This window comes from Comamonas sp. 4034 (assembly GCF_050434545.1).
In the GTDB taxonomy this organism is placed as follows: Bacteria; Pseudomonadota; Gammaproteobacteria; order Burkholderiales; family Burkholderiaceae_C; genus Comamonas; species Comamonas odontotermitis.
In genome coordinates this window covers 14,640-40,215 of record NZ_JBNDIT010000023.1, presented here as the reverse complement: position 1 = coordinate 40,215, position 25,576 = coordinate 14,640, and the positions used below count along the sequence as shown (strand labels likewise).

General features: G+C 58.0%; 24 protein-coding genes. 6 read left to right on the top strand and 18 right to left on the bottom strand.

Annotation, left to right across the window (positions count from 1 at the left end):
* Window positions 1-182: 182 nt before the first annotated feature.
* The 4 genes from arsB to ABIE32_RS19270 are packed head-to-tail and all read right to left on the bottom strand — an operon-like array spanning window position 183 to window position 2,598.
* Window positions 183-1,247: an ACR3 family arsenite efflux transporter gene (arsB, locus tag ABIE32_RS19285; protein WP_429018502.1), complete on the bottom strand. Its 1,065-nt coding sequence runs from the start codon at window positions 1,245-1,247 to the stop codon at window positions 183-185.
* Between the two features lie 5 nt (window positions 1,248-1,252).
* Window positions 1,253-1,759: an arsenate reductase ArsC gene (locus tag ABIE32_RS19280; RefSeq protein WP_429018499.1), complete on the bottom strand. Its 507-nt coding sequence runs from the start codon at window positions 1,757-1,759 to the stop codon at window positions 1,253-1,255.
* Window positions 1,760-1,765: 6 nt separating this feature from the next.
* Window positions 1,766-2,263, bottom strand: coding sequence for an ArsI/CadI family heavy metal resistance metalloenzyme (locus ABIE32_RS19275; RefSeq protein ID WP_429018496.1), 498 nt, complete (start codon window positions 2,261-2,263; stop codon window positions 1,766-1,768).
* An 11-nt stretch (window positions 2,264-2,274) separates the two neighbouring features.
* Complete coding sequence (locus ABIE32_RS19270) at window positions 2,275-2,598, bottom strand: ArsR/SmtB family transcription factor (protein ID WP_429018494.1); 324 nt, start codon at window positions 2,596-2,598, stop codon at window positions 2,275-2,277.
* A 349-nt stretch (window positions 2,599-2,947) separates the two neighbouring features.
* Here ABIE32_RS19270 and ABIE32_RS19265 point away from each other — a divergent pair, with 349 nt between their 5' ends.
* Together ABIE32_RS19265 and infA are read left to right on the top strand one after the other, a co-directional pair.
* Window positions 2,948-3,172: a hypothetical protein gene (locus tag ABIE32_RS19265; RefSeq protein ID WP_429018491.1), complete on the top strand. Its 225-nt coding sequence runs from the start codon at window positions 2,948-2,950 to the stop codon at window positions 3,170-3,172.
* Between the two features lie 28 nt (window positions 3,173-3,200).
* Entirely contained in the window at window positions 3,201-3,467 is a 267-nt protein-coding gene (gene infA / locus ABIE32_RS19260; protein ID WP_429018488.1) for a translation initiation factor IF-1, read from the top strand.
* Between the two features lie 232 nt (window positions 3,468-3,699).
* Here the strand turns inward: infA and ABIE32_RS19255 are convergent, their stop codons facing one another.
* Complete coding sequence (locus ABIE32_RS19255; RefSeq protein WP_429018542.1) at window positions 3,700-5,085, bottom strand: PLP-dependent aminotransferase family protein; 1,386 nt, start codon at window positions 5,083-5,085, stop codon at window positions 3,700-3,702.
* Between the two features lie 176 nt (window positions 5,086-5,261).
* On the opposite strand from ABIE32_RS19255, the gene ABIE32_RS19250 reads away from it, so the two are divergent.
* Together ABIE32_RS19250 and ABIE32_RS19245 are read left to right on the top strand one after the other, a co-directional pair.
* Window positions 5,262-5,495, top strand: coding sequence for a hypothetical protein (locus ABIE32_RS19250; protein ID WP_429018485.1), 234 nt, complete (start codon window positions 5,262-5,264; stop codon window positions 5,493-5,495).
* A 477-nt stretch (window positions 5,496-5,972) separates the two neighbouring features.
* The gene (locus tag ABIE32_RS19245) at window positions 5,973-8,450 is read left to right on the top strand and encodes an autotransporter outer membrane beta-barrel domain-containing protein (protein WP_429018483.1); all 2,478 of its coding nucleotides are present in this window, start codon (window positions 5,973-5,975) and stop codon (window positions 8,448-8,450) included.
* A 168-nt stretch (window positions 8,451-8,618) separates the two neighbouring features.
* Here the strand turns inward: ABIE32_RS19245 and ABIE32_RS19240 are convergent, their stop codons facing one another.
* Complete coding sequence (locus ABIE32_RS19240; RefSeq protein WP_429018481.1) at window positions 8,619-11,390, bottom strand: hypothetical protein; 2,772 nt, start codon at window positions 11,388-11,390, stop codon at window positions 8,619-8,621.
* 1,259 nt (window positions 11,391-12,649) lie between these two features.
* On the opposite strand from ABIE32_RS19240, the gene ABIE32_RS19235 reads away from it, so the two are divergent.
* The gene (locus tag ABIE32_RS19235; RefSeq protein ID WP_429018479.1) at window positions 12,650-13,306 is read left to right on the top strand and encodes a uracil-DNA glycosylase family protein; all 657 of its coding nucleotides are present in this window, start codon (window positions 12,650-12,652) and stop codon (window positions 13,304-13,306) included.
* 44 nt (window positions 13,307-13,350) lie between these two features.
* On the opposite strand, the gene ABIE32_RS19230 is transcribed toward ABIE32_RS19235, so the two are convergent.
* The 12 genes from ABIE32_RS19230 to ABIE32_RS19175 all read right to left on the bottom strand — a co-directional run bounded on the left by ABIE32_RS19230 (window position 13,351) and on the right by ABIE32_RS19175 (window position 24,825).
* Entirely contained in the window at window positions 13,351-14,850 is a 1,500-nt protein-coding gene (locus ABIE32_RS19230; protein ID WP_429018476.1) for a LamG-like jellyroll fold domain-containing protein, read from the bottom strand.
* A gap of 136 nt (window positions 14,851-14,986) precedes the next feature.
* Entirely contained in the window at window positions 14,987-16,102 is a 1,116-nt protein-coding gene (locus ABIE32_RS19225; protein WP_429018473.1) for a YeeE/YedE family protein, read from the bottom strand.
* A 62-nt stretch (window positions 16,103-16,164) separates the two neighbouring features.
* Window positions 16,165-17,892: a thiosulfohydrolase SoxB gene (soxB, locus tag ABIE32_RS19220; protein ID WP_429018471.1), complete on the bottom strand. Its 1,728-nt coding sequence runs from the start codon at window positions 17,890-17,892 to the stop codon at window positions 16,165-16,167.
* Window positions 17,893-17,972: 80 nt separating this feature from the next.
* The gene (gene soxX / locus ABIE32_RS19215) at window positions 17,973-18,626 is read right to left on the bottom strand and encodes a sulfur oxidation c-type cytochrome SoxX (protein WP_224151587.1); all 654 of its coding nucleotides are present in this window, start codon (window positions 18,624-18,626) and stop codon (window positions 17,973-17,975) included.
* A gap of 12 nt (window positions 18,627-18,638) precedes the next feature.
* Window positions 18,639-19,454 carry a sulfur oxidation c-type cytochrome SoxA gene (soxA, locus tag ABIE32_RS19210; protein WP_429018469.1) on the bottom strand — a complete coding sequence of 272 codons (816 nt, stop codon included), beginning with the start codon at window positions 19,452-19,454 and terminating at the stop codon, window positions 18,639-18,641.
* 141 nt (window positions 19,455-19,595) lie between these two features.
* Window positions 19,596-19,907, bottom strand: coding sequence for a thiosulfate oxidation carrier complex protein SoxZ (soxZ, locus tag ABIE32_RS19205; protein WP_224151585.1), 312 nt, complete (start codon window positions 19,905-19,907; stop codon window positions 19,596-19,598).
* Between the two features lie 23 nt (window positions 19,908-19,930).
* On the bottom strand, window positions 19,931-20,386 hold the full coding sequence (gene soxY, locus ABIE32_RS19200; RefSeq protein ID WP_224151584.1) for a thiosulfate oxidation carrier protein SoxY: 456 nt from the start codon (window positions 20,384-20,386) through the stop codon (window positions 19,931-19,933).
* Window positions 20,387-20,455: 69 nt separating this feature from the next.
* Window positions 20,456-21,562, bottom strand: a complete 1,107-nt coding sequence (locus tag ABIE32_RS19195; protein WP_429018465.1) for a c-type cytochrome — start codon at window positions 21,560-21,562, stop codon at window positions 20,456-20,458.
* The gene (gene soxC, locus ABIE32_RS19190) at window positions 21,546-22,895 is read right to left on the bottom strand and encodes a sulfite dehydrogenase (protein ID WP_429018462.1); all 1,350 of its coding nucleotides are present in this window, start codon (window positions 22,893-22,895) and stop codon (window positions 21,546-21,548) included. The genes ABIE32_RS19195 and soxC overlap by 17 nt, the downstream gene beginning before the upstream one ends.
* Before the next feature lie 55 nt (window positions 22,896-22,950).
* A complete protein-coding gene (locus ABIE32_RS19185) occupies window positions 22,951-23,253 on the bottom strand; it encodes a c-type cytochrome (RefSeq protein ID WP_429018459.1) in 303 nt (100 codons plus the stop codon).
* 220 nt (window positions 23,254-23,473) lie between these two features.
* Window positions 23,474-23,962 (bottom strand): hypothetical protein, encoded by a 489-nt coding sequence (locus tag ABIE32_RS19180; protein ID WP_429018458.1) that lies wholly within the window; start codon window positions 23,960-23,962, stop codon window positions 23,474-23,476.
* Window positions 23,959-24,825 (bottom strand): MBL fold metallo-hydrolase, encoded by an 867-nt coding sequence (locus ABIE32_RS19175; RefSeq protein WP_429018539.1) that lies wholly within the window; start codon window positions 24,823-24,825, stop codon window positions 23,959-23,961. The genes ABIE32_RS19180 and ABIE32_RS19175 overlap by 4 nt, the downstream gene beginning before the upstream one ends.
* 320 nt (window positions 24,826-25,145) lie before the next feature.
* Here ABIE32_RS19175 and ABIE32_RS19170 point away from each other — a divergent pair, with 320 nt between their 5' ends.
* On the top strand, window positions 25,146-25,562 hold the full coding sequence (locus tag ABIE32_RS19170) for a DsrE family protein (RefSeq protein ID WP_224151579.1): 417 nt from the start codon (window positions 25,146-25,148) through the stop codon (window positions 25,560-25,562).
* Window positions 25,563-25,576 lie beyond the last annotated feature (14 nt).

The following is a 25,576-nucleotide window of genomic DNA, read 5'->3' as shown; positions in this document are numbered from 1 at the left end:
AAAGCAGCCGGGCATTGGTATGGATCAGCACCGTTGTCTCCTGCCAGAGCACACAACTCCAAACCGCCGAGTGGGTTTGATGCCCGTTGATACCCGGGCTAGCTCTTGCGGGATCATACCTTTGAAGCTCAGAAAAAGGTAGACGGGCGCCTCAAGCCGAAAGTCGTGCCCGCGTGCAATACCTATGCTTCGTACCAGTCCCGTGTTCGGTTCACTACGCGCACGACCAACAACATGACCGGAACTTCAATCAACACGCCTACGACGGTGGCCAAAGCTGCGCCCGATTGCAAGCCGAACAGGCTGATGGCTGCGGCCACCGCCAGCTCGAAGAAATTGGACGCACCGATCAGGGCCGATGGGCAGGCGATGCTGTGCTTTTCGCCCACCGCGCGGTTCAGCCAGTAGGCCAAGGCCGAGTTGAAGAACACCTGAATCAGGATCGGCACGGCCAGCAGCGCAATTACCAGCGGCTGCTGCAAGATGGCGCTGCCCTGGAAGGCAAACAGCAACACCAGGGTTGCCAGCAGCGCCACCATCGACCAGGGGCTGATGGCCGCCAGCACACGATCAAATCGCGCTTGCCCTTTGACAAGCAACCTACGGCGCAGCCACTGCGCAAGGGCCACAGGCACCACGATGTAGAGCAGCACCGATACCAGCAGTGTTGCCCAAGGTACTGTGATGGCCGACAGACCCAACAGCAAACCCACCAGAGGAGCGAACGCGACAATCATGATCGCGTCGTTAAGGGCAACCTGTGACAGCGTGAACAGCGGATCACCCCCGGTAAGACGGCTCCAGACAAATACCATGGCCGTGCACGGGGCTGCAGCCAGCAGGATCAACCCGGCGATGTAACTGTCAATCTGCTCCGCCGGAAGCCACGGCGCAAACGCATGGCGAATGAATACCCAGCCAAGCAAGGCCATGGAGAATGGTTTGACCAACCAGTTCACGAACAAGGTAACGCCGATGCCCTTCATGTGGTGGCGCACCTCGCTCAGCGCGCCAAAATCCACTTTGACCAGCATGGGGATGATCATTACCCAGATCAGCAGGCCCACCGGCAAATTGACCTGGGCCACCTCCATGGCACCGACGGCCCGGAACAGGCCAGGCAACAGGTGACCCAAGGCAATGCCGGCAACGATGCACAGGAACACCCAGAGCGTGAGGTAGCGTTCGAAGACGCTCATCGAAGAACTGCCAGCCTGCAGTGAGGCGGCGCCACAGGTTTGGTTCATGGCGTTCAGTGTGTGGAGAGTTCGCGTGCCGTGTTCTGCAAGGCCGCCTGGTGGAGCTTGTCAGCAGGCAGGTTCACCAACAGCTCCAGGCGTTGTCGCATCTGGAGCATGGTTTGCCAGAAGGACTCCCGCTTCACCTCGGGCGGCGCATCGCCTTCGGAAGGATCAGCGTACCCCCAATGCGCCGTAGCCGGATGGCCAGGCCATATGGGGCACATCTCGCCCTTGGCGTTGTCGCACACGGTAATCACCAAGTCCATCTGAGGCGCATCGGGTCCGGTGAATTCGTCCCAGCTCTTGCTACGCAGGCCTTCCACGGCAATACCTGCGCGCTGCAGTACTTCCAAGCCCAGGGGGTTGGGTTGCTGGTTCTCGCGAGGGCTGCTGCCCGCCGAATAGGCCTTGAAGCGACCTTGGCCCATGTCATTGAGCAAGGCCTCGGCCAGGATACTGCGTGCCGAATTATGGGTGCACAGGAACAGCACATTCAGGGGAGAGACGGCATTTGTCATGGTGGTTCAGCAGCAAGCCTTTGCGGTGTGGGCCGTGGCGCGAGGCTCGCAGCAACTGGATGCAGCAGCAGGGGTGGCGATTGCAGTTGAGCAGCAGGCAACCGCAGCAGGTGCACAAGCTACCGACTCGTTGAACACCGGGATGCTACCCAGCGAATGAAAGTGCTCCCAGGCCACACCTTGCGGATCGGTGATCCAGTGCTTTTCACTGCGGGCATAACAGCAGGTGGTTTCGCCTTCATCGAGCATTGCCATGTCGGCCGCTTCTGCCCGTGCCTTGAGTGCACCCAGTTCGGCTGCATCATCGACCTGGAAGCCCAGGTGATCGAGTCCTGCCCTGGCATGGCCACGGGTGGAGATGGCGAAATTGACGCGCGGGTCTTCCAGCATCCACTTGGCGTAGTCACTTTCCACGCGGGTGGGCCCGGCACCAAAGAGCCGGGAATGGAAAGCGATGTTCTGGGGCAGGTCATCGACGTGCATGTGAACGTGAAAGCGCTTCATTGTGTTGTCCTTCAGCAATTGCAGGATGTGACAGAAGCAGGGCCGCAGGCAGCGCCCTGGCAGCAGTTTTCTGTGAGGTAGCCAAGCAGGGAATTCATGGTCTCGAACGAGGCGCGATACACCAGATTGCGCCCCTGACGCTCCTGGGTAATAAGCTCGGCATTGGTCAACTCCTTGAGATGGAACGACAAGGTGTTGGCGGCAATGCCCAACTGCTCCGCCAGTACGCTGGGTGTCAAGCCTTCAGGACCCGCGACGACCAACGCACGGAAGGCGCGCAAGCGAGCCTCCTGGGCCAGGGCTGCAAGGGAACGGATGACTTGAGTTTCTTTCATATTTCAATAATTCAACTTTTATTGAATTATTGAGCAAAGCATGCAACATTGCAAGCCCTTTCAAGACTACCTGTGGTTCATATGCGAGCACCCAGCCGCATTTGGACTGCTCCTGACCAGCGGCAGTCTAAAAGCACATATTTGACATCTGTGATAGACTGAGCCGCAGATCTGGGCATGCTTGCCCCCTGATTCGATCTAATTCAGTGCTGGGTTTCTCACGCCCTCCTCGCGCACTGTCCTAGGCAAGCTACAAGCCATAATAAATTCCTAGGTTCGGCTTTTCCGTATTTCTGTTTTTATTTCTGGCGCACAGAACTCCACTGAGATATATGTGGAGCGCGCATCCATGTTTAAATTTATCAAAGACACCCAAAAAATATCTCGCTATTTCATCTCGCCAGGAGTTTGCAAGCAAGCTGATGGCAAATTCAAGTCTGCCGTATCACTGAAATCCGGCCAAGGCTCACTCGCTCAAGACACCGTGTACACCTTCTCCAGGCTATTTGAGACAGCTCAGGAGGCGGTTGATCACGCCAGGCATGAAGGCATTCATCTTGCCCTCATGAAATAAGGCCCCAGGCCATCATTAAGGATATCCATTGAGCAAAGAAGACCTAATTGAAATGCAGGGGAAGATCGAAGAAATTCTTCCTGATGCAAGGTATCGAGTGAATCTTGATAACGGCCATTCGCTGGTTGCGTATACGGGCGGCAAGATGAGAAAACACCGGATCAAGATCATTGCCGGAGACAACGTAACCGTTGAAATGTCCCCCTATGATTTAACCAAAGGGCGGATCACCTTCCGGCATCTGGCGCCTCGATCAGGCCCCGCCACGGGGTCGAAGAATTTCCATAAACGGTAGACATGCAAGCGCCCTCCCTCGGAGGGCTCTTTTTTTCGCATGTCACCAAGTGCCTCGGACAGAGCCCTTGATAGATTGTCGCTTCGCCGCCTTGTCCAACTGAAAAACACCAAGCAGAGGCGCCCTGCGATCACTCGAAGCGTATGTCTTTGTACAACCCGGTTTATGCTTATTAAAAGGAGTACCGTGGGGTTAGGCAATCCATCTTGATTCGCCGCAATAGACCGAAGGCCTACATGTTCAAATTGGAACCGAACGACTCGGGCCGCCGTGCAAGCAGATGAGACAGCCGTTGAAGGCCCGCCTGCAAGCGCCCCCGGTCCTTGATGCAACCCAAGGAGATCCGAATTGCATTCACGGATCCACTCCCCGTTGCGAATGCCTCTGCCGGTGTGACTGCGATACCCTCGCTGCCAGCCGCGCGCGCAAGCTGGACAGAACTCCAATAGCCCGGCAACTCCAGCCATACATGCAGGCCGTCTCCAGCGCCATCGTATCGACCGGCCAGAATATCCCGCGCCATCCGATGGCGTAGACGCGCTTCTTTGCGCACCCCATCCATCAATCTGTCAGCCGAACCATCAAGAATCCACTGAGTGGCCAGTGCGGCCATCAGGGGAGCGTCCATCAGCGCAAATGACCTCAGGGCGACCAGGAAGCGTTCGCGCTCTTGCAGGTCAGGTATCAGCACGAAGGCCACACGCAAGCCGGGCGTCAGGCATTTCGACAAGGTCGAGATGTAGTACACCTGCTCCGGGACAAACGTGGCAATGGGTGGCGGCGGGGCATTGGCGAGGAGCCAGTAGGGATCGTCCTCGACGATGCGCACCTGCCAGCGCTTGGCGATGCCGGCGATTTGCCTGCGCCGGTGTTCTGGAATAGTAACGGCGGTCGGGTTTTGCAACGTCGGATTGAGGTAGACCAGCCCAGGCTTGTGCAGGCGGCACGCTTGCTCCAGCATTTCGGGCACCATCCCACACTCATCCGCCTCCACTGCAATGATGCGCCGGCCGAATTGAGCCACTGCGGCCCGCAAGCCGGGATAGCTCGCAGCTTCTGCCAGGATCGCGTCGCCAGGTTCCGTCAGCGCAAGAATCAATGCAGCGATCGCCGCTTGCGCACCTGGACAGACGACAAGCTGCCCAGAATCCAGATGTCCAAACATTGGTCTAAGCCATTTGACTCCAGCCTTGCGGTCGGAGTCGCTTCCCCCGCCCAAGTGGTAAGTCATCAGCAAGTTGGTATCTGCCCGCATCAATACTTGCGACAACCCTTGCTTCAACATGTCGTCGAAATCCACGCCATCTGGCGGCGGCGGGGTATTCATGCTCAAGTCAATGATCGAGGTCAATTCGACTTTCGGCGCCGCAACATAGGTCCCTCGAGCGCCGCGGCCCTCCAGCAGGTTACGGCGCCTGGCCTCGTCGTATGCGCGTGTAACCGTCGTCAAATCCACTTCCAGAAGTGCTGCCAACTGGCGCTGCGGAAGCAGCCGGTCACCCGGCTTCAGCACCCCTTCTACCAGTGCCGCCTGCAACGCATCCGCAATCTGCAAAAAACGTGGCCCGCCGTGCGCGGCCAATCGCGGCAACCAGCCTGGCAAATTTTCATCTCGCATGGTTTTCGACTGGGACAATTTGTCTCCATGTATGGAAATTGCTTGTAAGTAATATGCCTCAGAACGTGCAGCAGCCCCATCCTTGCATGGCGGTCGTTGGCGTTTCACCGCGTTCCTCTGGGAAGCAGTGCTCTTCACGATAGATAGTGTCAGATCACAGGCCGGAAATATTCAAAATGATCGATTGGATCCCCATAGTCTTCGTTACCTTCAAGGTCCTCATGTTCGGCACATGCATGTTCTTTGCCATCAAGTGGCACTACGACCAAGGAGCAAAGGGAAAGGACAGGCGCGCCGTGCTACGTGCAGGCAGCATGGTGGTGGCAGTCTTCGCACTAGCACTCCTCGGCCTGGGGCTCGTCACGTTCACCCTGATGAGGATGCTCGGTTTGGACTTGAGCTTCCCATGATGGCTCAGAATGGTTGGCAGATACCCAGTGATGGGTCAGTCCTTCCCCGATACGGCTGTTGAACTGCATCAGCAGCAGACGGTGCTGAGATCGCCATTGACAATCAACATCGGGCATTGCGGTGAGGCTATCCACCGGCAAGCCGCCAGCTTTACAAAGCTGGCGATGCATTAAAACTGAAACAGATCCAGCAGCGACATTGGCCGAATCGCACCCATAGCCGAGCTCAAAACAGCAAACAGCTTCTTGGTTGTTAGCAGCGAGCCAGCCTATCCAGCTGAGCGGTTTTCACGGGATCGGCGGAAATCAGCAGCTGCGAGTGGATTGCCCCTGACCAGGGACAGTCCAGCCCACAAAGATAGATCACTGCTTCAAGAAATACGTCAACCATAGCAAAAACAAAACTTTAAAAGTTGACAACATGTTAATTTGACGCATATGAACCATATGCCGATGTATTGGAGAGTTCGATCGAACTTGAAGCTCAAGGCTGTCATTGCAACAGCATATGGAGCTTTTGCCCTACCCGTGACCAGTTGGGCGATTTGTGTTCCGCCTTCACCCATGGGCGTCGCAAATGGCTCTGTGCTATGCAGTGGAGCTACTGCAGGGCAGTATCTGATCAACGCCACCAATGTACAGTTCACCAACGACAGTTCCGGCGACATGACGTTGAACGGAACCAGCATCGGTTTGATCTATGCGCGCGAAAATACGGCCAATGGTGTCTCGGTCATCAACCAGGGCAAGATGACATGGAGCGGCGCACTCTACCAAACTCCCTCTGGCGGAGGGAGAGCACTGGCCAACATTGGGTATCTGAACGCCAACAATTTCAGCAGCGCAAGCTTCACGAACGCCAGTGGCGCCAGCCTGACGATGACCACGGCAAGCCCAGCTCTTGCCAATAGCGGCCTCGATACCGTGGCGGTTGCAGCAAGTGCGGCCAACAGCCTGGCAACAGTCACCAATGACGGCTCCATCTCACTCACCAATACGGCCACCGGCACAAGCGTGTCGAACAATGCCATTGAAGTGCTGGCACAGAATTTCTCCGTCACCAACTCCGGCCCGGTGAGCGTCGTCTCCTCCGCCAGCGCATTCACCAGCGGTTTACAGCCTCGCATGTGGAACCCTGCCACAGGAGGCAGCGGTACTACCACGAATTCAGGCCAAATCAATATCACCAATACCAATACAACGCGCACAACAGGCAGCGTCGGTATCTATCAGCAGGCATCCATCAATTCGCTGGCCGAGAATAGCGGCAGCATCACCATCACCAGTTCGAGCCCCCTGGTAACCTTTCCCATCGGAGGCATCGGTAACGCTGGTTATGCCAACAGTTCAGGTTTTGTGCGAATCAACAATACCGGCAGCGTCGTAATCGACAGCCCGAGCAATTACGTCTATGCCGCCCAATCCGGCACGTCTAGCAACGCCAACCCGATGACCATAGACAATAGTGGACTGCTCGAAATCAAATCCAGCACAGCCATCCCTGACGCCTCCTTTCGAGCCGCAGTGATGGTATTGCCCCGTACCGCTGGTCTGACGGCATTGCAGACCATCAACAATACTGCCAGCGGCATCATTCGTGCCGACGCACAAAGCTATGCGGTAGTGGTGTATGAAGACACTCCGGTCCACCTGAATAACGGAGGGGTCATTACCGGCAAGGTGTTCATGGGCACTGGTGCCGATGAGCTTATTCATACCGGTGGCACCATCACCGGCGATATCAATCTGGGCAATGGCAACGACACCATGCGAGCCAGTGGAGGCGCGCTCATAGGGATCACCGCCATGGACGAAGGCGATGATGCGCTCACGCTTGCCGCAGGCGTGGATATATCTCAGGTTCCGCAGTTCGATGGCGGTACAGGCACCGACACCTTGACTTTGGATGGATTGGCAATGCGGGGCTTTACCGGCAGCAGCAACAATCTTGCCAATGGGAGCAATCTGACGCTTTGGGAAACCATTCATCTTGCCAACGCGGCGACATTGCAACTCTCCGGCGATCTGTTTGAGAACAGTGCGGCAGCACAAATCAACATTGATAGCGCGGCCACTCTGCGCGCCAGTGATGTGCCCGGTACGTTTCATGTTTACGGCAGCGTTGCCAATAACGGCACCATCACCTTGGCCGACACGAGCCCTGCAGCAGATGACCGCATCACATTCACAGGCAGCTTCAACGGCATAGGCAGCAATGTAGTGGCACTGGATACTGTGCTGGGTGACAGCAGTTCTGCATCTGACTTGCTGGAAGTGAATGGCAATACGGGCGGTGTCAGCACCTTACGTATTGCGAACGCAAATGGGCTGGGTGCAGCCACCACGGGTAACGGTATCCTGGTGGTCAAAGTGGACGGAGCATCCAACGGCGTCTTCACACTAGAAGGCGGATCGATCACAGCCGGACACTTCAGCTATACGTTGCACCAGGTAGGCAACAACTGGTATCTGCAATCCCGCTTGCTGACTCCCGCCGTCAGCGTGGCATGCAACCCAGTGGAGCTATTTGACTCTGCCAATCAAGTAAGCACCTGCACTTTAACGCTGACCCATCCAGCTCCGCCGCAAGGCCTCAGCGTGAATCTGAATCTGCCAGCATCCAACCCGCGCTATAGCACAACGTGTACACAGCCGATTCTGGTGCCCGCAGACTCCCTGTCTGTAACCTGCACGATCATGGCAACCCCGAACACAGTTGCCAACGATGGAGACGTGATTGCAGAGCTTTCGGTTGCAGCCGCCACGGCGGGATCCTATGACATTACTGGCTCGCCCGCGCAGGTACTTGTCAAAGACGACGACAAGCCATCTCCGACAACGCCCGCACCTGTTCCGACCATGGGAGGGTACGGCCTGCTATTACTATCCCTGGGGGTGGGCGGTGCCGGCTTCTTCTTTGCCCGCCGCCAAAGGCGCCACCCAAAAGTGCACTAGCCCACAGGGGTGAACACACGCTCAGTGGCTGCTCCGTGAGCTTACAGCCATCGCCAACGCCTCTGCTGCTCCCATGATCTCAAGTAACTACACAGAGGCTGAAATCTGAGGGTCAGCGGCGAGATCCACTGACGCCTCACTCCGAGCTTCCCCTGTAGCCCTTCCAGATCAATCAGATCGAGAACGGCGCAGACGCAGTAGAGCCATTCCCCCAATTACCAGTGACATCAGCGCCAGCATCCAGCGTGCATCCATGGGGACAGGGGCTGCACCATCCACGGGTATCGGATCGGCTTCTAGCACGGTGACGGCACTGATGGCCTTGTTGTTACCGACCTCAGGGTCGCTGGTTTCGGAATATGCGGTGGTCACTAACATCACCGGGCCTGACTGCTCTGCCTTGAATGTGGTGGTGCAGGTGAGCACGGCGCCCACCTGAAACTGAGGCACCGGGGCTGATGGCGTACATACCGTGGCCGCCCCCACAGGAGCGCCTGTTACGGAACAGGTGGCATTGACGCCATAGTCCGGGCCCTGGTTGGTACAGCTGGTGACCACCGTGACATCGGAGCCCTTCTGCACTTCCTGCGAAGCAGCCCCGGTCGCCACCATGTCTGCAAACACGCCTGGCGAAGAAACCGTGCAGGCATCGCAATCACCTACGGAGCTGGTAACGGTATTGATGAATGTAGGCGTCAGTACCGGAGGAGTGATGGTCAACGTGAACTGCTTGGTCACGGTACCACCCGGTGCCACGGTGATGCTGGTTTGCTCGCAGGTCGAGCCTTCGGTGGTGCATCCGGGCGAGGTGCTCCAACCCTCACCCACCCCGGTGTAGGTCGCTCCATTGGGCACCGTCTCTGTCAGGTCGGTGGTAGCGGCTGTGCCTCCGGAATTGGTGACTGTGATGTCATATACCAGCACATCGCCATTGCGCAGCCTTTGCCCCTGATACGGTGCCCCGTTTACCAGAGACAGTTTTTTGGCGGTGGCCGGATGGGCTGGCGTATGAACGTTCAGAATGGCCTGGGCTTGGGCGGTATTGACAGCACCCTCTGCAGAAGTGACACCCCCGGCGGGAATGGTGTTTACATGCGTGCCCACCGTAGAAGAAGTCACCATCCATCGCAATTGGCAGGATGCGCCAGCTGCGAGAGTGCCACCAGATAGCGTCAACTGGCTGTTGCCCGGCGCCGTAAGGCTGCCAAAACAGGTATTGCCGATCAGGTTTCCTGTTGCAAAGACATCAGCAGGCAAGGCATCCGTGACACTCAGAGAATGCAGGTCGATGCTGGAGTTGGCGTTGCTCACCGTGATTGTGAGCAGACTGGAGCCGCCCGAGCCAATACTCGCAGGCGAGAAACTCTTGCTCACCGCCACCGCAGGCGCTACCACCTCCGTTTTGGCACTGGTGCAGCTGAAGCGAGAGGCATCGCAACTGGCACCCGGGGTACCGCTAGATGACCCGCCACTTGGATCCGTAGACGCATAGTTGGTGACCACCCCCGTGCTGGTTGCAACAGCTCGGAGCGTGAACGCGCCGGTACCTCCTGCAGCAATACTCGATTGCAACCTGCAGGTGAGCAATGCACCCGCAGCGCTCGGCAGCGCGCCACAGTTGGCGCCATTCACTGAAAGTGCTTGCATATTGGCCGGCAACTGTTCGGCAATCACTGCGCTGGGCACGGCCACACCCAGCCCGTTGTTGACAGTGAACTGGTAGTCGAAGGCCTGTCCCATCGCCACCTTGGCTGGGCCCGTCTTGCTTACGCTCACCTGCCCGCTGCTCTGGCTGATAACGGTACTGGAGTTGTTGTCTGGATTCAGGTCATTGGTCGCAACGGTCGCAGTGTTCTTGATGCTCAGTGCATTGGCTGCAGCCCTTACCGCAAATTGGTAAGTGAGATAGCTGCCCTGCGAGGGCGCGCTCGACGGATCACCCGCAGTGGTGTTCACTGGCAGCAGGCCCGTCGTCATCACCCAGGCATTTCCGTTGTTCGAACTGCCACCGCATTGCGCGGAACCGGAGGCCGTGCAGGTGGGGCCGCTCAACAGCGTAACGTTGCCTGGCAAAAGATCGGCAATGGGAATGCCGCTCACCTCCGTCGGGCCATAGTTCCAGACCGTGATGGCGTAGTTCAGCGTGCCACCTTGCGTAAACTGAGCGGGGCCGGTCTTGGACACGCCAATGTCGGCCAGGGTATTGGCGCAGCTGGCATAGGATTCGGGTTTCGATGGATCCAGCAGATTAGCTGCCGGGATGATCTCTTCGATGCCACCCGGTTTCACCCATTTCATGCGCAGGAAATTCAAACCACCCCTGTTGTTCCAGTAGACACGCATGGCATAGCAGCTGTTGTCCTGCGACGCAACAAAATTGCCTGGGATGTCGGGAAAGGAAGTCTCGCTGGTATAGGAGCTCAGCCCACCGACAGGCACGTTGTAGTCAAAGTTGCGGTAATTCGATGCCGAAGCTGCTGAGAAATTGGTGGAAAAATCCACCTGAAGATCATCATCGTGCGCGGCCTTGAAGGTATAGGTCCCAGAGCTGGGAAAACGCACCAGGGTATAGGCTACCCGCCCCTGAATCTGGCTCGCGCATGGCGCATTGCCTACACGGGTATTGCATAACTGCTGTTCGTTGCTTGACCAGTCCAGGTCATCCAGCTTGCCCGAAGAGGCAACATTCTGAGGGCCGCCGCTTGCGAGATTGATCAGATTCGACAGCGCCCTGGAGCCATCGTTGTTGCCATAGTTCGGAGCTACGGGCGTAGCACCGACAGGCAGGCTATTGCGCCCCCGGTAGTTATCGAACAGTACAGTGGCGCCAGCAAGATGTGGAACAGTTGCCGCCAACAATACAGCACAGGTGGTAGCAATCCGTGCGCGTGCGCCGGTTAATAAGGGATGTGGATGAGTCAGCGCCGCAAGGTTCGCCATGGCCTAGATTCCTTCTGTGTTGAAAACAGATACTCCGTCTTCAGGCAGCTGAAGCTGCTGTTATCGTTTGGTCCCGCATCTGCAATGAACCTTCTCTTCCGCCCATTGGGGCAAACCGCTCGAGCCGCACGAATGCGTATGCGCTGCGTTCACCACATTGACTGCTACGCTTGGGGTTTGAAGATAGACAGATTCATTGAAAACAATGGACCAGCTTTGTTTGAAACTGCCATTTCTCAAATCATTATTTTCTACAAAAGAAACAATAATGATTATTATGAAATATATTGTTTCAAATTCAAATCACGCGTATGAGATTCAAATCGCAAGGGGTTCGCCGGCTCTCGGAGACCCGCCGCCGCACTCTTGTCGTCAGCGCCACCTTCGCCGTTCATCCAGGGGGAGACTTTCCAATACTCCAGTTGTCAGGCACGCACGCCCAGCTATAACGCAGCTCCATGGCAATGCAAGCGCCTTGGGCCTCATAGAGCCCAATTTATTTCAGCAACTGGATTGGCGTTGGTGTGCTTAGCTTAGGTCCTCTGGGGGTGTTGAAGCGTTCCAGCCGCGTTTTCAGCGTCTGGATCGGAGCCCCGTTGCGAGTACCGAAGACTTGAGGCGACTACTAATTTTTTGGTATTCATTAGTAGTCCAAGCGATTCGATCGTCAGTTCCTTCTCCAACTTTCAATGGAGGAGGGAAACCGCAGTGATTGAACAATCAAACAGACTGCCCCGCTTTGGAAAAGTTCCCTCGTGTGAAAACAAGGCGACGGAAGGGTTCGTCTCGTGCGTGAAAAAAGCCGGTGCTGATGAAGCTGCCAAAGAAATAAAAGAGAGGGAGGGGGTGTTCTCTCTGGCCCGGCGCAAACTGCTACAAATTCGCACCAGAATACCGGTATAAGCAAGCGCGCTCTACCGCAGGAAGGAGTGATCGGCTGAAATTGACAATCCCTTGCAATTGAGACTGCAACCACCAGTGCGCGGCATAGGATCGCGATGGTGTTCCCCGCCTTTCGTGAGCGGGTTGCGACAACACCTGGCTTCCCATACCAGAGCCCTGCGCACTCTTTGATAACCTCGACCTCATAATCAGGCCATGATCTGCACAGCCGAGCACCGAAACGCCTTTGAGGATACCGTCAGCCATTTAAGCGGGAGACTTTCGAAGATGAACCCGCGTGATACCAGCAGTACCGGCGGCACGAATGGAAATACGCTACCTCGACACTCCAATACATACAACCAGGGGCATTTCCTTTGAATGCCGTCTTACAAAGCCCTACTCCGCTGGATGTGCTTGCAGACGAAATACGCAAGTGCAGGATCTGTCTTGAGCATCCCGACAAGGGCCGTGTCCTGAACCATGAACCGCGCCCCGTCTTCCAGCTATCCGCTTCCGCCCGCATTTGCATTGCTGGGCAGGCACCGGGCATACGTGCGCATGAAAGCGGTATCCCGTTTTCCGATCCATCTGGTGTGCGCCTCCGGCAGTGGCTGGATATCGACGCGAACACTTTCTACGACGCTCGCCGTATTGCCATACTACCGATGGGATTCTGTTTTCCCGGTCTTGACACTCACGGAGGTGATCTGCCACCCCGGCCGGAGTGCGCGCGCACCTGGCAAGATCGGCTGATGGCGCAATTGCCCGACTTGCGCTTGTTACTGCTCGTCGGCGGCCATGCACAACGCTGGCACTTGCAGCGCCTGCGCGCGCCCAAGGAGCTTGCCCGTCTGGGTGTGAACGATACCGTTGCACATTGGCGCAGCATCTATGACAACCCTGCTTTCACACCGCGCTGCGTCCCGCTTCCCCATCCATCGTGGCGCAACAGCGGCTGGCTCAACCGCAATTCCTGGTTTGAATCGGAATTGCTCCCCGAGTTGAGGCAAGCCGTGCGATCACTGCTGTGATCGCACGCGGGCCATTCTCTGCGCCAGGCCTGAACAGCATTCCTTCAGTGGTCGCGCCACTTCTGCACCATCACCTGCTGTACCTTGCCCTTGAAGAAGAAGCGCCGATCCGTGGCACCTTGCGGATCTGCACCGATGACAACCGGGCTATTGTTTTGCGTGACACCACCGGTGACTGCGATGGAAGGGGTTCGCTCCGTATTGTTGACCCACAGACGCACAGCACCGTTGCCATCATAGGCACCGACGATGAAGTATGAATCGGTGCCATTGAATGCCGTCATGGGCACGGATGCGTAGTGGTAGCTGCCGTTGGCATGCACCCCAAAGCGGAGCAGGCCGGCGTTCTGCTCCAGGGCAAAGCCACCGCTGTCGCTCTTGGCGATGATGCTGGCTGTGGTGGCGGGGTTCAGATCGTCAAAATTCACCACGGCAGTGACAAGATAGCCGCCGGCAGCGTCATTGTCAGCATCCCAGGTCGTCAAGCTCTGGCCGCCAGCAAACACCATGCTCCCACCCACCCTGTCTTCATCGCTGGCCGCATCCAGCCACTCCAGTGCTGGTGTGCTGGCTCCGGCTGCCAACGGATAGCCGGTGCCACTGGTTCGCTGGTAGTTCAAGGGATAGCTGCTTTGTTGTCCGGCATTCAAGTACACCAGCGACGTATTCTCCTGTACCAGCGAGCGGACATTGCTTGGCTTGGCAGCATCAGCCAGGTCGTAGTCGGTGGTCAGGAAATCCACGTCCTCGCGCAAGGCCGACAAATACGCCTCTCCCATGCTCGCCGGAATGGTGTAGAGCCCTACGCCGATCCCGAGCGTCTTGGCCTGTTGGATTTTTCCGAACAGATCGCCAGTGCGGTACTCCAGTTCCACACCGTCAAAACCGAGGTTTTTGGTGGTGCGAATGTTGTTGCGGATATCGCTCTCCACCAGGGTATGCAATCGGATGTGGTTGCGAATTCCAGAAAACTCCGAGGTCGCCAGCATCTGTTTGGCGCGCACCAGATGCTGATGCCGACCATCCATGAAGGCGCGCAGGAATGCGGGCCTTGCAGCAGTGGCATAGTTGCCGTCACGAATGGCGCGGAGCACCTGCAGCATCATTGCATCACTCTGCGCAGTCGTGGTAAATTTTTCCTTCACTTCCAGGAACAGCATGCGATCGCTTTGCTGCAGAGCCGTGTTGGCCAACGAGGCCTCCAGGCTGCCGCGCGGTAACTCGCTGTCGCCGTGCTCGACGTAGACTTTGCCATCGGCATGGGTGGTCAGATCCAACTCCACCAGATCAAAGCCACGCGCCAGTGCTTTGCCCACCTTGGCCTGTGTAGCCGCCAGCGTGTCTCCATAACAGTTGTGGCAAGAAATCGCCACGGTATTGCCCAGGGGCGATTGGGGCAATGCACGCCCCACCCCAGCCCAGTAGGCTGAAGCAGTGGCTCGTAATTCCGCAGGTTCGGATCGCAGCGCCATGTCTTCACCACCGCCACAGGCAGATAGCAGAACGGTCGCAAGGCTCATGAATGCCAGCTTGGTTGCAGACATAGGCTCTCCATTCGATATAGAAAGCTGCAACCATGCCAGGGACCGGTAACAGCCTGATGACACCCTTGTTCCAACTACGCCTTGCTGACACCCTTGCTCCTGGGTGCCTCTTCACCCCTACTGGTGAAGCTTGTCGCTATCTGGCTTCCTTCCAGGCCAGATAACGCAATGCCAGAACAGCGCCCGCCACAATGCCGGCCACGGACAAGAAACTTCCCAACTGCAAGGTGGAAAGCGCACTGATGCCCTGACCAATGGTGCAGCCCATTGCAACTACACCTCCTACGCCCATCAGGGCGGCACCAGCCAAATGCCTCGCCAGGTCGGCAGTGTTGGCAAAGCCTTGCCAGCGAAAGTCACGCCGCCACAGCGCATGCAGGAAAGCCCCTGCCACCATTCCAGCCACGCTGGCGATGCCCCAGGTCAGCACCTTGTTGCGGTCGCTGAAGAACAAAAGCCAGTCCAGGGTATGCGCCAGCGGAGTCACGAAGCTGAAAGCCTCGATGCGCCCGGTGTAGGTAGCGGCATACACATGCTCCAAGGTCGCAGGATGCTCCTGCACATTGCCGACATACCCGCCCAACCACCATGCGGCAACCACGCACAGGCCGACAACAGCCCCTCCCGCAAGCACGTGAAGATCGCGCCCCTGCCTGCCCCTTGCGCACCAGGCCGACAGAAGCAGCAGCAAGCCGAGTCCTCCCCCCATCAGGCCTCGTGCCAGTAGCGGAGGCCAGCCCGCAGCCCCGGCCACTACCTCGGGCAACAAGGCGGGCGAACTGAAACCGATGTGCATGCTATCGAGCCACCGCGCACGGGCCACCGCCGTGATGCCTTTGAGCGTTGCAAAAGCCGCGACCGCAATGACCAGCAGAACGACCAGTGACTTGAGATTGCCGCCGCCCAACCGGGTGAGATTGCGCGCCCCGCAGCCAGACGCCAGCACCATCCCGACGCCAAACATCAAGCCTCCCACCATGGAAGAAAGCCACATCAGTTGCGCGCCCGCATACAGCGTGTCCGCAGCCGATACCCCTGCCCACAACACCAGAGCGGTAAAGCCGCACATGGCAACGCCGACGGCCATGGCCCACTGGCGCACGCGCATCCAATCGCCCAGGTAGACCACATCGCTGATCGCGCCCATGGTGCAGAAGCGGGTTTCGCGCATGACAAAACCCAACACGGCGGCCAGGAAAAAAACGGCCACCAGGATGGTGGCCACTAAAGTATCGAACTCTGCGGGGCTCATGTCCGCTATTGGAGCGGTTCTATCGCGTTTTAGCAATGCCCGCTAGCCCTATATTGTCGCGCTCAGGCCAGCCCCTGGTTGGGCTTCACGTTCAGCAGACCTGGTTCATTAAGCGAACGCGGCTTGAGCACCTTCTGGTCCTTCAGCCACGGCTCCACCACTTCCCAGATCTGCTGGTTGCCCGCACTCTTCGCTTCTTCCGCCACAGGCGCCCATCCCGCCACCTTGTATTTCTTGTCAGCCTCCAGCAACTCGCCCTTGAGCCGCATCTCGGCGATGCGCGCCCCTGCCTTTGCTGTCGGGTCGCACTGGTACTGCAGGCCGCCCACACGCACCATGTCACCGCCCTGCTGGTAATAAGGGTCGGGGTTGAACAGGTTGTCAGCCACATCCTCCAATACGGTCTTGATGGTCGCGCCGGTCATCTCGGTTACCGTGGCATACGAATAGGTCGTTGCGGTCATGTCCATCAGCCATTCTCGCGTGATGTCCTGGCCCGCCAGCAACGATGTTCCCCAGCGGAAACCGGGCGAAAATGCAATCGGCGCATCCTGCACCGCCATCATGGCATCCAGCAGCAGTTGGTCACCCGTGCCGTTGAAGTTGCCACGCCGATACAGGGTTCCATCAGTACGCGCCAGCACCTCGTTCAACCGCGATTCGTAAGGCGCACGGATCTTGGTGATCAGCGCCTCCATCTCGGTATCGGCAGGCAGGATGTTGGCAAAGATCGGCATCAGGCGGTACTTGAAATCGCGAACCTTGCCGTCCTTCACATCAAAATCCAGCACGCCCAGGAACTTTCCGTTCGAACCGGCGTTGGTCACAATGGTTTTGCCGCCCGCGTTCTCGACAATGGTCGGAATGGGCATGCCATCATGCGTATGGCCTCCCAGGATGGCATCCACCCCACGCACGCGGCTCGCCATCTTGATGTCGACATCCATGCCGTTGTGCGACAGAACCACAACGACCTTGGCCCCCTTGCTGCGTGCCTCATCCACCATCTTCTGCAGGTTGTCGTCCTGAATGCCAAAGCTCCAGTCCGCCACCATGTAGCGTGGATTGGCGATCGGCGTGTACGGGAACGCCTGGCCAATGATGGCGACGGGAACGCCATTCATCTCGCGGATCACATAGGGCTTGAACACCGGATCGCCAAAATCTGCGGTCTTGACGTTCTGCGCCACAAAGTCGAGCTTGTTGCCGAAATCCTTCTCGATGATCTGCTGCACCCGCTCGATGCCATAGGTAAATTCCCAATGACCAGTCATCACATCCACGCCCAGCAGCTTGCAGGCATCCACCATGTCCTGGGCGTTCGTCCACAGCGAAGTGGCCGATCCCTGCCAGGTGTCGCCGCCATCAAGCAGCAGTGCCCCAGGGCGCGAAGCCTTCATGCGCTTGACCAGAGTAGACAGGTGTGCAAAACCGCCTACCTTGCCGTAACGCTTGGCTGCTGCCTCAAAATCCAGGTAGCTGAAGGCATGCGCACTCGCGGTTCCGGGCCGAATGCCGCAGGACTGCAGCAAATGTTCGCCCACCAGATGGGGTCGCTGGTTCTTCATGGCACCGATGCCCAGGTTCACGCTCGGTTCACGGAAATAAATGGGTTTGAGCTGCGCGTGGCAGTCGGTCATGTGCAGCAGCGACACATTGCCAAATTGAGGCACATCGTACAGCGCCTTGTCAGAGGTGGCGCTGTCAGCCCAGGCGTAGCGCTGCAGGCCCATGCCACCGACGCTGGCTGCCGCCAGCACTTGCAGAAATTCGCGTTTGGAGAGGCTCATAGTGATAAAAATAGCTGGTAGCGCGCTTTCACCAAGCGCTACCAGCTATTGTTTTCATAGTGTTGATAATCCGGCCGACTTCAGCGGTTGACCGGAGACTTGGGATCCACCAGCAGGGCCACCACATCGCGCACCTGCGCTTCGGTCAGGATGCCCGCATGGCCAAAACGCGGCATGCCGGAGCAGGCGTTGTAGGCCTTGGCGTTCCAGACCTTGCCCCAGGTGTACTCCACAATGGCCTTGGACTCGGCACTGCCGGGATCGGTGATGCCGCGAATCTTGCCGTAGTTGTAGAGCGAAGGGCCCAGCGTGCCGAACGAGATTTCTTCCTTGCTGATCTGGTGGCAGTTGTAGCAGTTGCCACCATTGGCGCTGCCAGCCTTGTCGGTCCAGGTCATGCCTCGGCCGTTCTGGGCAATTTTCTCTCCCTCTCTCCAATCACCGACCAGCTTGCCGTCCTTGGGCCACTGCACGGTTTTCAGGTTGGCAGCTTCAATTGCCGCGCTACGCTTGGCGTCCAATGGTACGCCCGCCACATCGGCGGCACTGCAAGCGGCATTGGATTCATCCTGCTGCAGGCGATCCACCTTGGCGATACCCTGATCGCGGAACGACGATGCCACGGCCTGCTGGGTCAGGGCATCCAGATTTGCGCTGCTGTCCACAGATGCACACCCCAGCACGATCAAGGACGACGCGATGCCCGCAATGGGCAACCAGTTTGCTTTTGACATGGTTCCCCTCCTTCAGCGCTTGATGGACGGCGCAGTTGCCTTGCCGTCCTTGCCATTGACACCCATGTACACCCCCAGAGCGACGGTCACATCACTGGCGTAACCAGGGTACGGAAATCGCTGCTGGCGATAGCAGTCATTCAGGCGCCTCTGCATGCTCCACAATTCGCCAGACGAGACTCGGTACGCGGGCCATGCACCAAAGCCTTCCGAGGCACCCGGGTTCTTGGTCAGGTTAGGCAAATCCTGCAGGCGGATGCGCTTGCCATCCGCACCATGGCAGGAGGCACAGGCAAAGTCATGAGGGCCGCCTCGCATGAAGAACAAACGCTTGCCCATTTCATAGGCCTGCTTCTCCTGCACATGGGTTTGCGGCAGGTTGAAGGCCATTCCCTTGGACTGCGATGCAATCCAGGCGACGAGGCCTTCCATGTTCTTCTGCTCATCCTTGCCAAAAGGCGTAGCGGCAATTTTTTTGGCATCGAGGCCTTGCTGCTTTTCCATGCAGGTCAAGAGGCGCGACTCCAGATCCTGCACCTTTGCGGTGTCTGCAAAATAGCGGGGCAACTCCACAAACGCGCCTTTGACCACGCCTGGCCCCTTGCCCAGGTCACACTGTTCCAGCGAGGCGTTCTTGGGGCCGCGTCTTTGTTTCCACAACTCCTCGCCTTTCATCTCGAACAGCTCGGCGGGATTTCCGTCCTGCAGCATTTCGCGGTATTCGGCAATGCCATCGGCGGTGCTTTTCTGCGCAACGGCAGAGGCACTGGCCAGCAATGCCAGAGCGGCAGAGAAGGCCAGTTTCCCGGCCCGGTTGGTTTGTCTCATGGGGCACCCCTTTTTTGTTATCTGTCAAAGAAGGCAGACAGCGCGGCGTCTACCCAGGCAAAGTGCACTGCCGTGTGGCGGATCCTGCCGCAGTTGCCGCCGCAAGGTCGAGAAAGGTTCGTCCTTGCGCCGTTGCAGCCATCAGCTCACCGTGGCTTCATCGGTTCGCGTCTCTCCCTTGTTGTCCTTCCAGGACACCGATATCTTGTCGCCCGCCTTGGCGCCTTTGACGACAAACTGCAGAAATGGGTTCTTCGATACCGCAGGCCCCCATTCAGCCGTCAGCACGGGCTTGCCATTGAGTGACGCGGTCACTTCCTGGATGAACCAGGCCGGAATGGTCTTGCCTTCCCCATCCTTGCGTTGGCCGGTTTCCATCTCGTGGGACATCAACACCCGCACCGTGGTCTTGTCACCCGCTGCCTGGGCGCGAATACGCATTGGATCTGCCATGTCTATCTCCTTGTTGTCTCGTCTTAGCCGCCGCAGCCACCCAGGGTGACCTTCACTTCCTTCTTCGCAAACAGTGCCTTGCCATCCGCGGTGATGGCAACCGCATACACGTCCGAAGACTGGCCCAGCTTGGCGCGCGTGAGAAAGTTAGGCTCGACAGCATCATTCACATCAAAGGCGGCCACCAGGGTGTTCGGATTCTTCTCGACCAGCACCAGAAGGCGCTTCACATTGGGCAGGGTGGTGGCAGCACCAATGGGCACGACTGCGCCGTTCTCTGCAATGTCTGGCGCGGTCAGGCTGACATCCTTGCTTTCCTCGGGCGCCGCAGCGCCCATGGCCTTGATCACATCCGCCACGGTCTTTGCATCAAACGCGGTCTGGTTGTAGGCTGCCAGTGCTGCACGGGGCAGCAGGCCCGCTGCCAGCAGCAAGCCGGTAACGGCTGCGGAATGTTTGAGTGCATCTCTGCGGTTCATGTCTCAGTCTCCTTGTAATACGTGAATATGGGAATGGCCCGATGCGTTCAGTCGCCAGCAACAGGCCTGCTACGGCTTTGCCGCAGAATCACCCGCCAGCCAACCGGCAATCGCCTGGGCATCATCGTCGCTGATTCCGGGCTGCGGCGGCATGGGCATTGACCCCCACACACCCGTGCCGCCCGCTTTGATCTTGCCCAGAAGATAGTCCTTCTTGCCGGGGTATTTCTTCGCGATCTCGGCAAATCCCGGGCCCACAATCTTCTGATCCATGCCATGGCAGGCAATGCAGGCGTTTTTCTCCAGCAGCGCGGTAGGTGCTGCAGCCTTGCCTGCGCTCGCACCCGCCTTCGTCTCTGCCTTGCCAGACTTGCCATTGCTGCCGTCGGTTTCAACACCGCGCTGCGCACCCACCAGGCGGTTTTGTGCCGCCAGGTTGCCGTGGTTATTGCTTGCATGCGCAGGCAGGGCCGACCGCACCTGTGGCTCGGGGCCGCAATTGCGCATGCAGGCTGTGGCGCGCACATCCGGCTGGCCTGCTCCTTGCTTTGCACCGTTCGCAAATTCGTTGCCTGGCCACAGCCCGTGCTGGGTGGTCATGCCATTGCGATTGGGCATTTTCTGCTGCACTTGGGCAATGTTCTTGTCGCTGAGCGTGTAGTCATCGGGAACCACACCGCCCAGGTTGAGCAGGTAGGCGGTTACCGCATACACCTCTTCCGTGGTCAGCGTCTTGGGGGCATTCCATGGCATGGCGCGGTTGATGTAGTCCCACAGGGTCGATACCGTGGCTACCTTCATCATTGTGGTCCGGCCTGGAAAGGCGGGGTCCTTCAGTCGCGCTGCATGGCCGGTCTTGATGTCCTCGGCTGTGGTGCCGCCAATCAACGGGCTGAAGACCTCGTTCGATTCGCCAAAGACCCCGTGGCAGGATGCACACTTGGCCTCCCACACATCCATGCCTTTCTGCACCGAGCCCGAGCCTGGCGGCAGTCCTTTGAAATCAGGACGTACGTCGATATCCCAGGCTTGTACTTCCTTGGAAGTCGCCTCCCGGCCAATGCCTTGAAAGCGCTCTCCTGTTTTTCCAGCAGTTTGCGCAAACGCTACTCCATTGATAGCAGTCAGCACAAACAGGGCATACCCCATCAGTCTTTTTTTACGCAAGCTGAACATTGGCCACCTCCCCATTCGCATGCACCGCCCACGACTGGATGGCGTTGTTGTGGTAGATGGAACGCGTGCCGCGGACGGCCCGCAGCTGCTGATAGGTAGGCTGCACATAGCCGGTCTCGTCCATCGCCCGGCTCTGGATGATGCATTCCTCGCCATTCCAGGCCCAGTCGATGTTGAAACGCGTGAGGCATTTTTCCATCACAGGCCCTTCGAGGCGAGCCGTGCGCCAGTTGCGACCGCCATCCACGCTCACATCCACACGCTTGACCTTGCCGCGCCCCGACCATGCCAGCCCTGTGATGTTGTAGAAGCCCTTGTCGAGCAGCATCTGTCCGCCCGAAGGCGTGGTCACCACGCTCTTGCATTCCTGAATGCTGGTGTACTGGCGGTGCTGGCCGTCCGGCATCAGATCCACATAGTGCACCGCTTCGTCTTTAGTGGCGTAGGGCATGTCGCCCACTTCAATGCGACGCAGGTACTTGACCCAGCTGACACCTTGCACGCCTGGCACCACGAGGCGCAGCGGATAGCCTTGCTCGGGACGCAGCATCTCGCCGTTCTGGCCATAAGCCACCAGCACTTCACCGGACGTGATCAGTTCCACCGGAATGGTGCGCGTCATCGAAGATCCATCGGCGCCCTCGGCCAGAATGAACTTGCCCTTTTTCAGATCGGCCCCGGCCATTTCGAGCAAGGTGATCAGCGGCACACCAGTGAACTCGCTGCACGAGAGCATGCCGTGCGTATATTGCACCGTCGGCACAGCCACATTGCCCCATTCCATCCCGGTATTGGCGCCGCACTCTATGAAGTGAAAGCGCGACACCGAAGGCAGGCGCATGATGTCATCCATCGTGAACACCTTGGCGCTCTTGACCAGACCATTGACCATCAAGCGGTGCTTGGAGGGATCAATGTCCCACCAGCCCTGATGGTGGCGCTCGAAATGCAGGCCGCTCGGCGTAACAATGCCAAACAGAGATTGCAGCGGCGCAAACGATACCGAGGCCTGCTTGGTCTGTGTGAGCCCGGGGCTTTGCCTACGCTGCACATTGGCCTCGTACTTGGAAGGTTTGCCATAGCCATCGGTCACTACCGGCTGGCCCAGGCCCTTGCTGTGGGCAGGCAACTCCAGAATGTTCGGGTCTCCATCTCCCGCCGATGCCTGTTGCGCATGCACGGAAGCCGCCACGGTGCCTGCAGCAGCGGCAAATGCACTGCGTATGAAGTCGCGCCGCCCAGCCTTCGCCTCTGCAAACACCGTACCCACCGCCTGTGGAGGTACAAAATTCTCTGGCGCCTTGCGCACCCTGCCCATCAGCTGGCTCCGCATATGCTCCCTTTCCAATAGCAAGCTTTATCCGAGAAATAAGCGATGGTCGCTTGCCTTACTTGGAACCACCCAGAATCCAGGCAGCCAGTGTGCTGGCATCTGCATCGCTGAGCGCTGCTTGCGGCGGCATGGGAACCGCGCCCCACTTGCCAGAACCGCCCGCCTTGATGCTTTTGGCGAGCTGAGCTTGTGCATCGGCCTGGCCTGCATATTTCTTTGCCACATCCCGATAGGCCGGGCCCACCAGTTTCTTGTCGACGCTGTGGCAGGCCATGCATGCATTCTTCTGTGCCAGGGCCAGATTGGCCCATGCGGGAGCTGCTGCCAACCCGCCCCCCACCATGACGGCTCCTGCCATCCAAACACTTCGAAGTTGTCTCATCGCTTCACCTTTATTTATATATAAGCATATTTTTATTTATCGAAATATTAGAGAATTCTGGCCGCTCGCATGACTAGGTGATACCCGCGTTATCCCATATATGAATAACGAACTTCAGGTTTTCAGCCGTGCCGGTACAGGCGCGGTGTTACTGCATCGGGCTCCATACCATTGAACAACGGCGTGGCCCGTCGGGTTAGATTGCAGACTTGAAAGATGTACGCGCCTGCGCAAGACGTTCGTCAAGGTATGCGCCGTAGAAGTCGGAAGTGGAACCCGCCGTAAGCCTAGGGACCAATTCCTTTCCGCCACAGCCGTAGAACAATACCGTCGGCGCAACCTCAATGCCCAGGTCCTTGACCACCTGTCCATGGGTCGTGGCTCGCCCCGCCCAGTCGCGCAAAGGCATGCGTGACAGAAAGTGGATCTGCGTTACCACCGCACCGTCCTTGCTGGCAGGAAGCAGGTAGTTTTCGCGCGCCACCTTGCAAAATGGGCAACCATGCAAGGTAGCCAACACCACCAGCGGTTGGCCTTGACGCACGGCCAACGCCAGGCTTTGGGGCAAATCCGCCGCCGTAGGCAGCAGCTGCTCCGATGCATCCAGTGTCTGGGCCTGCACTGCCCAGCTTCCTGCTGCCTGGCTGATGAGCAATCCCAGCATGGCATCGCGTCGGCGGATCATGGTTTTTCCTGCTCCATCAGCAAATAGGTGTTGTACGCGTTCATGCGGTTGGCCTCCTTGAACAGCGGATACTTCTCAAAGCGCGACCAATCGGTGGATTTGTAGGCTTCGTCAAAGGGGTCCAGATTGCCTGCAGCCTTGGCCATGGATTCGCGCAGGTAGTTGAGATAGTCGCGCGTCAGCTGCATGTCGACCTTGGGATCATTCGATGCCGGGCCGTGACCTGGCACCATGACCTTGACGGGGAGCTTCAGCAGGTTGTCGAGCGCGGCAATCCAATGGCGGCTGTCGGCTTGGCCGACGTAAGGAATACGGTTGCGAAACACCACATCCCCAATGAACAGCACACCGCTTTGCGGGAGGAAAATCGCTGTATCTTCCGGCGTATGGGCAGGCCCCATGTGCTGCAACTGAAACTGCACTCCACCGATCGTGAACACACTGTTGTCTGCGCTCACCCATTCATCTGCATTCACCAGGTGGGTGTCGGCATCGATCCATGGCGCCAGCTCCGTGCGGGAGGCCGCCAGGCGCAGCGTGGCCGTTTCGGAGTTGATGTACTCTCGCGCCAAGCCGTTGGCAATGATCTTGGCACCAAGGGCCTTGAAGACCTGCAGGCCATAGATGTGGTCAGCGTGGTAATGCGTCAGCAGCACGGTGCTGATGGGTTTGTTCGTGATCTGCCTGATTTTCTGCACCAGCGTCTTGGCCAGTGCGGGAGAGCCCAGCGCATCAATCACCACCACGCTGTCTTGCGTGATGACGAAGCCAGCATTGGAGATAAAGTTCTGGTTTTGCGGCGAACCCAGCGCCGACAGGCCCTGCACGTAGTACACATCGGGGGCTACCCGTTTGACTTCCATCGAGACGGCTGCTGTCGCCGCGCCCGGCGAGCCCTGTGATGGATTGCCCGCCGCTGTGCTTGCAGTTGTGGCCATCGGCATTTCAGGTGCTCCATCCGTGCCGTGCGCCTGCGTGCTTGCAGCGCTCCAGCCCAGCACCCATGCAAAAGCGTAAGCCCATTTCACCCGTGTTGCCACCATGCTTGACTCCTGTCTCCACCCGCCGTTCACTAGAAATCCTAGGTACTGTTACTGGCTTTGCAAAGCAATTGCCTGTTGCTAATATAAGTTACCAGCGATATTTTGGGGCTGGAGATACTACCAATGCAAAGGAGCCTCCCATGAAACGCCTGTTGTGTGCCGTCTTCCTGTCCTTGATGGCAGCCGTCGGCTTTGCCCAGGACAAGGTCAAAGTGGTCTACCACGTCAATACTGGCGTCGAAACTGCAGCAGCCATCCTCAACAACATCACCAACGAGCTCAACGCTTCGCCCACCGACAAGATCGTGGTGGTGACGCATGGCCCGGGAATCGATTTCCTGCTCAGTGATGCCAAGGACAGCAAGGGCCGCGAGTTCAGCGGACAGGTGAGCGCATTGTCCGCCAAGGGTGTGGAGTTTCGCGTGTGCAACAACACCTTGCAGAGCCGCAAGATTGACGCATCGAAGCTGCTGATGGAAACCCAGGTGGTGCCGTCCGGCGTAGCCGAAGTCGCCCGCCTTCAAGCCAAGGAGGGCTTCGTGTACTTGAAGCCCTGATCGCCCTGCATCAT

Bases quoted from the DNA above. Each gene is read 5' to 3' on its own strand.
- arsB (WP_429018502.1), bottom strand. From the start codon at position 1,247: ATGAACCAAACCTGTGGCGCCGCCTCACTGCAGGCTGGCAGTTCTTCG.
- ABIE32_RS19280 (WP_429018499.1), bottom strand. From the start codon at position 1,759: ATGACAAATGCCGTCTCTCCCCTGAATGTGCTGTTCCTGTGCACCCAT.
- ABIE32_RS19275 (WP_429018496.1), bottom strand. From the start codon at position 2,263: ATGAAGCGCTTTCACGTTCACATGCACGTCGATGACCTGCCCCAGAAC.
- ABIE32_RS19270 (WP_429018494.1), bottom strand. From the start codon at position 2,598: ATGAAAGAAACTCAAGTCATCCGTTCCCTTGCAGCCCTGGCCCAGGAG.
- ABIE32_RS19265 (WP_429018491.1), top strand. From the start codon at position 2,948: ATGTTTAAATTTATCAAAGACACCCAAAAAATATCTCGCTATTTCATC.
- ABIE32_RS19255 (WP_429018542.1), bottom strand. From the start codon at position 5,085: ATGCGAGATGAAAATTTGCCAGGCTGGTTGCCGCGATTGGCCGCGCAC.
- ABIE32_RS19250 (WP_429018485.1), top strand. From the start codon at position 5,262: ATGATCGATTGGATCCCCATAGTCTTCGTTACCTTCAAGGTCCTCATG.
- ABIE32_RS19240 (WP_429018481.1), bottom strand. From the start codon at position 11,390: ATGGCGAACCTTGCGGCGCTGACTCATCCACATCCCTTATTAACCGGC.
- ABIE32_RS19230 (WP_429018476.1), bottom strand. From the start codon at position 14,850: ATGTCTGCAACCAAGCTGGCATTCATGAGCCTTGCGACCGTTCTGCTA.
- ABIE32_RS19225 (WP_429018473.1), bottom strand. From the start codon at position 16,102: ATGAGCCCCGCAGAGTTCGATACTTTAGTGGCCACCATCCTGGTGGCC.
- soxB (WP_429018471.1), bottom strand. From the start codon at position 17,892: ATGAGCCTCTCCAAACGCGAATTTCTGCAAGTGCTGGCGGCAGCCAGC.
- soxX (WP_224151587.1), bottom strand. From the start codon at position 18,626: ATGTCAAAAGCAAACTGGTTGCCCATTGCGGGCATCGCGTCGTCCTTG.
- soxA (WP_429018469.1), bottom strand. From the start codon at position 19,454: ATGAGACAAACCAACCGGGCCGGGAAACTGGCCTTCTCTGCCGCTCTG.
- soxZ (WP_224151585.1), bottom strand. From the start codon at position 19,907: ATGGCAGATCCAATGCGTATTCGCGCCCAGGCAGCGGGTGACAAGACC.
- soxY (WP_224151584.1), bottom strand. From the start codon at position 20,386: ATGAACCGCAGAGATGCACTCAAACATTCCGCAGCCGTTACCGGCTTG.
- ABIE32_RS19195 (WP_429018465.1), bottom strand. From the start codon at position 21,562: ATGTTCAGCTTGCGTAAAAAAAGACTGATGGGGTATGCCCTGTTTGTG.
- soxC (WP_429018462.1), bottom strand. From the start codon at position 22,895: ATGCGGAGCCAGCTGATGGGCAGGGTGCGCAAGGCGCCAGAGAATTTT.
- ABIE32_RS19185 (WP_429018459.1), bottom strand. From the start codon at position 23,253: ATGGCAGGAGCCGTCATGGTGGGGGGCGGGTTGGCAGCAGCTCCCGCA.
- ABIE32_RS19180 (WP_429018458.1), bottom strand. From the start codon at position 23,962: ATGATCCGCCGACGCGATGCCATGCTGGGATTGCTCATCAGCCAGGCA.
- ABIE32_RS19175 (WP_429018539.1), bottom strand. From the start codon at position 24,825: ATGGAAGTCAAACGGGTAGCCCCCGATGTGTACTACGTGCAGGGCCTG.
- ABIE32_RS19170 (WP_224151579.1), top strand. From the start codon at position 25,146: ATGAAACGCCTGTTGTGTGCCGTCTTCCTGTCCTTGATGGCAGCCGTC.